This is a genomic window from Geodermatophilus sp. CPCC 205761 (genome assembly GCF_051383655.1).
GTDB lineage: Bacteria > Actinomycetota > Actinomycetes > Mycobacteriales > Geodermatophilaceae > Geodermatophilus.
Genome location: NZ_JALPKQ010000043.1, coordinates 39,044 through 45,161, shown reverse-complemented (window position 1 = coordinate 45,161; position 6,118 = coordinate 39,044). Strand labels below are relative to the sequence as shown.

5 protein-coding genes are annotated in these 6,118 nt (G+C 70.9%); 2 read left to right on the top strand and 3 right to left on the bottom strand.

Annotated elements, in window-relative coordinates:
- Positions 1 to 254: 254 nt before the first annotated feature.
- Positions 255 to 1,322 (bottom strand): NAD(P)-dependent alcohol dehydrogenase, encoded by a 1,068-nt coding sequence (locus MY526_RS21480; protein WP_436695653.1) that lies wholly within the window; start codon positions 1,320 to 1,322, stop codon positions 255 to 257.
- 366 nt (positions 1,323 to 1,688) lie between these two features.
- Complete coding sequence (locus MY526_RS21475; RefSeq protein WP_436695652.1) at positions 1,689 to 2,117, bottom strand: pyridoxamine 5'-phosphate oxidase family protein; 429 nt, start codon at positions 2,115 to 2,117, stop codon at positions 1,689 to 1,691.
- 236 nt (positions 2,118 to 2,353) lie between these two features.
- On the opposite strand from MY526_RS21475, the gene MY526_RS21470 reads away from it, so the two are divergent.
- Positions 2,354 to 3,907, top strand: coding sequence for an AMP-binding protein (locus tag MY526_RS21470; protein WP_436695651.1), 1,554 nt, complete (start codon positions 2,354 to 2,356; stop codon positions 3,905 to 3,907).
- Between the two features lie 169 nt (positions 3,908 to 4,076).
- Entirely contained in the window at positions 4,077 to 5,063 is a 987-nt protein-coding gene (locus MY526_RS21465; protein WP_436705024.1) for an LLM class flavin-dependent oxidoreductase, read from the top strand.
- A gap of 122 nt (positions 5,064 to 5,185) precedes the next feature.
- Here MY526_RS21465 and MY526_RS21460 read toward each other — a convergent pair whose 3' ends face one another.
- A complete protein-coding gene (locus MY526_RS21460; protein ID WP_436705025.1) occupies positions 5,186 to 6,085 on the bottom strand; it encodes a TIGR03619 family F420-dependent LLM class oxidoreductase in 900 nt (299 codons plus the stop codon).
- Positions 6,086 to 6,118 lie beyond the last annotated feature (33 nt).

Sequence of the window (6,118 nt, the reverse complement as noted above, 5' to 3'; positions counted from 1 at the left end):
CGGACTCAGGCTGTGAACGATGTCCCGAGACAGGTGTGCACGATGTCCTGAACTCAGACACCCCCTCGGACACCGAGTCGAACCCTCACGGCTCCAGAGCCTTGGGGTTCTCTTGTCGCTCCCTGAAGCCCTGCATGGTGGCACCGTTCTGACCCGGTGACACCCTGAGCTCACCGCCGCTCGCCGTGGAGCCCCATGGGGGACACCGGTCGACGGCCTGGTCCGGTGCCGGCTCGGTCGTATGCCGGAACGCGTCAGGTGAAGCTGATGAGTGGCTTGAGGATGCCGTCCTCCTTGTCCGCCATCATCTGGAAGGCTCGCTCCACGTCGCCGAAGCCGAAGCGGTGGGTCGTCATCGGCGTGGGATCGATCCGGTCCGTCTGCAGCAGCCGGAGCAGGCGACCCATCCGCTCACTCCCCCCGGGGCACAGTCCTGTGTAGATCGCCTTGTCGTTCATACCGAGCCCGATCGCGTCCAACGGCAGCTGGAGTGGGGCCGGGTTCTCCCCGTGGTAGCCGATGTTGGAGACCCGACCTCCGGCCTTGGTCACCCGGACACAGCCGTCGAAGGTTGCCGGGAAGCCGAACGCCTCGATGGCTGCGTCCACGCCCTCGCCACCGGTGAGGTCCATGATCTGGTCGACGGGGTCGCCCTCGGTGAAGTCGACGACGTCGTCGGCACCGAACTTCGTGGCGAGCGCCTTTCGTTCGGGCCGGGACTCCACGGCGATCACACGCCCGGCCCCGAGCAGGTTGGCCCCGATCGTGGCACAGAGCCCGACCGGCCCCTGCGCGAAGACCGCCACGGTTTCGCCGAGCTGGATGCGGGCATGCTCGGCACCCATGAATCCGGTGGACAGCATGTCGCAGGTGTAGACGGCCTGCTCGTCGGTCACGTCTTCCGGGATCGGCGTCAGGTTTGCGGCGGCCGCGGGCACGATGAAGTACTCCGCCATGTTGCCGTCGATCTGCGCGGTATACCTGTACCCCCCGAGTGCGCCCCCGCACTGGCTGGTGAACCCGCGCTGGCAGTAGCCGCAGCGGAAGCAGGGTGTGACGGCGTTCACCGCAACCCGCTGCCCCTCACTGAACCCGGATACCGCCGATCCCAGCGCATGGACGACACCGACGGATTCGTGACCGAGCGTCCGGCCGTTCTCGACGGGAAGGGCACCCCGGACGGTGTGCACATCCGACGTGCAGATCAGGGCCGTCGTCGTCCGGACGACGGCTTCCTCCGGTCCGGGCGTGGGAATGGGCTTCTCGACCACTGCCGTCTTGCCCACCTCGGTCATGACGAAAGCACGCATCGTGTCGGCCACCGGACGCTCCTTACCTCCAGCGTCGGACCAGGGCCCACCGCCATCGACCCGGCCCACGACTCCCGGACGGGAGTCGATGACATGCAGAGTGGCGCACCGGCGTCGGCACGTACCACCCATCCGCGTCCGGCATCTGCGAATCCGCTGAATCCGCGCATCACGACGGTGACGGGCTGACGACCGGTTCGTGATATCGGCTGTGACACCTGGCACCCGTGGTCACTCCCTCCGCGGCTCGACGCAGCACATCCGACGCGCCGGCGGCATCCGGTCAGGCCCGCCGCGGCCTCCTCCCCCATGACGACGCGTCCGCATGCAGGCAGCGGCAACAGGCCGGCTGCGCGGCGTCGAGGGGGACAGGCGCGGTCACTGAACGCCGGCCGCCCATCCGGTCACGCCGACGACGCGGAGCACCAGCACCCGGGTGAAGGGCTGGTCCCGGTACTGCGGGTAGGCCCGCGACAGCCGGGCGGCGAGGTCCGCCGCCCGGCCGGTCGCGGCGTCGCGCTGCCAACGCAGCTCCGCCCGCACCCACCACAGCCGTGACCAGTCGCGGCGGTCCCAGTGCTCCACCAGCAGCGCGGCCCGCGGGTCGGCCTCCAGGTTCCGCTCCCGCTGCAGCCGCGAGGACGACTTCGGCTTCACCCGGTCGACGGGTATGCCCACGTAGCCGTCGTCGTCCACCACGTACACGACGGGCACGGCGTCGACGCCACGCTCGGGGTGCACCGTGCACAGGACTCCGTGGTACTGCGCGGCCAGTCGCGCACGCGCCTCGGTCGCGGTGAGCCTCATCGCACTCGGCCAATGGGCATGGACAGTGGAGCCTCGCGGCGTGGTGGGAGAGCGGGTCCCGACGGTGCGAGGGTAAGGGGTCGGACGGCCGGCTCGACGCGTCCGTCGACTCCGCCGGACAGCAATCGGACGCCCCTGAACCGGAGACAGCGCAGGAGCCCGGCACCGGCCGGGACCGGGCATACTCTGGCCGAGGCGCCGGGACTTACCTTCACCTCCACAGGCCGGGTGGTGGGATGAACGTGGCAGTGTGGGTGGAGCGCCACGGCCGCCGGCGGTCGGACGACCCGGCCCTGGCAGACGGCGACCGGGTGCACGCGAGCTGGGGCGGGTTCGCCGCCCGGGCGGCCGCCGCCGCGGCCGGCCTGCGCGAGAGCGTCGGGCTGTCGCCGGGGGATCGGGTCGCCCTCGTGATGCGCAACCGGCCCGAGTACCTCGAGGCGCTGTTCGCCATCTGGCACGCCGGTCTGGTCGCCGTGCCGGTCAACGCCCGGCTCCACCCGGACGAGATCGCCTACATCCTCGACCACAGCGGATCGGCGGTCGTGGTGACCGACGACGAGCACGCGCAGGACGTCGAGCCGCTGGTCGGCACCGTCGATGCGCTGCGGGCGGCGGTGCTGGCGCCCGGACCGCGGTGGGACCGGCTCACCGGGTCGGCGCCGGCGCCGCTCGTCGACCGGCAGCCGGGAGATGCGGCCTGGCTGTTCTACACGAGCGGCACCACCGGACGGCCCAAGGGAGCGACGCTCACGCACCGCAACCTGCTCATGGCGTCGCTCAGCTACTTCGCCGACATCGACCAGGTGATGCCGCAGGACTGCATCCTGCACGCCGCGCCGCTGTCGCACGGCTCGGGGCTGTACGGACTGCCTCACGTGGCACGGGGAGCGGTGAGCGTCGTGCCGCACTCCGGCGGCGTCGACGGCGACGAGATCGCCGCCCTCCTGAGTCGCTGGCCGGGCATATCGCTGTTCGCCGCTCCCACCATGGTGAAGCGGCTGGCCGGCGACCGTGCCGTCGCCGCCGCTGATCTGACCCACCTGAAGACGATCGTCTACGGCGGCGCGCCGATGTACCTGGCCGACCTGGAGGACGCCCTGGACGTCTTCGGTCCCCGCCTGGCCCAGATCTACGGGCAGGGCGAGACGCCGATGACGATCACCGCCCTGTCCAAGGCGGACCACGCCGAGCGGGACCATCCCCGGTGGCGGGAGCGCCTGCAGAGTGTCGGCTTCCCGCGCACCGACGTCGAGGTCCGGGTCGTCGACGACGCGGACCGAGAGCTGCCTGCCGGTGAGGTCGGCGAGGTGGTGGTCCGGGGCGACGTCGTCATGGCCGGGTACTGGAACCAGCCCGATGCCACCGCCGAGACGCTGCGTGGCGGCTGGCTGCACACCGGCGACCTCGGCAGCTTCGACGCCGACGGGTTCCTCGCACTGCGGGACCGGTCCAAGGACCTGATCATCAGCGGCGGGATGAACATCTACCCCCGCGAGGTGGAGGAGGCGCTGCTCCGCCACCCCGGGGTCCGGGCCGCTGCCGTGGTCGGCCGGCTCGACCCGCAGTGGGGCGAGGCGGTGGTCGCCTTCGTGGTGGCCGCCGACGGCGCCGCCCCGCCGCCGGTCGAGGACCTCGACCAGGCGTGCCTCGAGCACATCGCCCGGTACAAACGTCCCAAGGACTACCGGTTCGTCGACGCCCTGCCGACGAACAACTACGGCAAGGTCCTCAAGCGGGAGCTGCGCGACCGGCTCCGGGCCGACGCTCCGGAGGTCGCGTCGAGCTGACGCATGGCCGCGATGGGTGAAGGCGGCGACGGCAGGTCGAGGGACCTGTTACGGCCCCGCCAGCAACGTTACCGTCCCTGCAGGCAGGCAAGCCGTCTGGATACTCGCAGGCGCCGCCCGACCCGCCCCGCCCGTCGAAATGCGTGACCGATCGGGAAGGACGTCTCGCATGAAGCTCGCTCTCTACCTGCCGAACTTCCGCGACAAGGTGACCGTCAAGGAGCTCGAGGACCTCACCAGCCTGGCCGAGGAGCTCGACTTCGACTCGGTCTGGACCCTCGACCGGATCGTCGTCCCGGAAGCCTCCGACCGCGCCGAGCTGCAGCACTCGTTCGGCATGATGGACGAGTTCCCGAAGGCGCTCCCGGTCTCGTCCCGCGGCCAGTGGTACCAGGGCTGGCCGCTCATCCCCTGGCTCGCGGCCAAGACGACGAAGGTGCGGATCGGGATGAGCATCACCGACACCCCGTACCGGGCGCCCGGCGTCCTCGCCGCCGAGATCGCCACCGTCGACCACCTCTCGAACGGCCGGGTCAACGTCGGCGTGGGGGCGGGCTGGATGCCCGAGGAGTTCGCGGCGGCGAGCGCCTCGCACATCTTCCCGAAGCGGCACACCCACGTGCGCGAGACGATCGAGATCATGCAGGGCATCTGGACCAACGACCTGTTCGAGTACCACGGCGAGTTCGCCGACTTCCCCGTGTGCGGCTTCGGCGCGAAGCCGGTGCAGAAGCCGCACCCGCCGATCTTCTTCAGCGGGCTGAAGGACCCGAAGCGCGCAGCCAACCGCGTCGCGAAGTACAACCTGGCGGGCTGGATCGGCATTCAGGACACCCCCGACGAACTCCAGCAGTGGCGGGGCGCCATCTCGCGCGAGCTCGACGAGCGAGGGAAGTCGATCGACGACCTCGAGGTCTCCAGCATGATCTGGTTCGTCATCACCGACGAGGAGACCGACCAGACGCCGCGGGGCAAGGCCACCAACCTGCTGGCTGGGACTGCCGCGCAGATCACCGACACGCTCAAGCGCTACAAGGAGGTGGGGCTGACGATGCCTCTCCTCTGGCCTCCGTTCCAGGACGTGCCGGTTTCGAAGACGCTCGATGACCTCAAGCGTCTCAAGGAGGAGATCATGCCGAAGGTCGACGCCGGGTAGAGCGACGCGATCGGCCCGCGGCGGCTGGCCGGACGACGGCTCGGTCGGTAAGCGCTTGCGCGCTCCGGGTCGGGCGCTCGTGGGCACCGAGCTCCCCTCGGGCCGGCCTCGGAGACCGTGGGTCAGCTCGATCCGTTCGCGGGCGCGAAAGTGTCGAGCACGCGATCCGCATACGCGAGTGCCGCGGCGGCGTCGACGCCCGGGAAACCGGCCCGGGGTGAGAAGTTGAGGTCGAAGAAGACCTCGGTGACGCCCTGCGCGCGCAGTGCTCCAAGGTCGTCGAGCACCTGCTCGCGCGTCCCCTGGAGTGGCCGGCGCTGCGCGCCAGGGTCCTCGTCGACGAGGTCTACGAGGCCGCGCACGAGGATCCGCACGGCCTCCGGGTCACGTCCAGCCTCGCGCGCGCCGTCGCGCACCGTCTCGACACACTCGCCGATCCGGGTGAGGTTCTGCCGGCTGCTGCTGATCCAGCCCTGGGCGAGCCGCCCGGCGCGGCGCAGTGCCGGCGCGGCCGCGCCTCCGAGCAGCACCGCGGGGTGCGGTCGCTGCACGGGCCGCGGGCCCACGTGGGAGCGCGGAACCATGAAGAACTCGCCGGCGAACTCGACCGGGTCCTGCGTCCACAACGCCTCCAGGCAGCGCACGTACTCGTCCATCCGAGCGCCCCGGCGCTCGAAGGGCACGCCCGCGGCGGCGTACTCCTGCCGCAGCCAGCCGATCCCGAGGCCGACGGTGAGCCGACCGCCGGACAGCACATCCAGCGACGTCAGTGTCTTCGCGAGCAGCGCGGGTGCGGTGAACGGCGCGCAGACGGTCGCCGTCCCTAGCCCGATCCGGTCGGTGTGCCCGGCGACGTACGCGAGCGGGATGACCGGATCGTGCACCTCGCGGTGCGACCGGTCGAGCTCGCCGTCGGCGGGGTAGAGCACGCGTTGGAAGGTCCACAGCGACGCGTACCCGAGCTCCTCGGCGCGACGGGCGGTGCGACGCATCGTGTCCGGGGTCGCCCAGCCCCCCGACACCGGAAGTCCGAACCCGAGCAGGGGCAGGTCACC

Coding starts and splice junctions, on each gene's coding strand:
- MY526_RS21475 (WP_436695652.1), bottom strand. CDS start 2,117: ATGAGGCTCACCGCGACCGAGGCGCGTGCGCGACTGGCCGCGCAGTAC.
- MY526_RS21470 (WP_436695651.1), top strand. CDS start 2,354: ATGAACGTGGCAGTGTGGGTGGAGCGCCACGGCCGCCGGCGGTCGGAC.
- MY526_RS21465 (WP_436705024.1), top strand. CDS start 4,077: ATGAAGCTCGCTCTCTACCTGCCGAACTTCCGCGACAAGGTGACCGTC.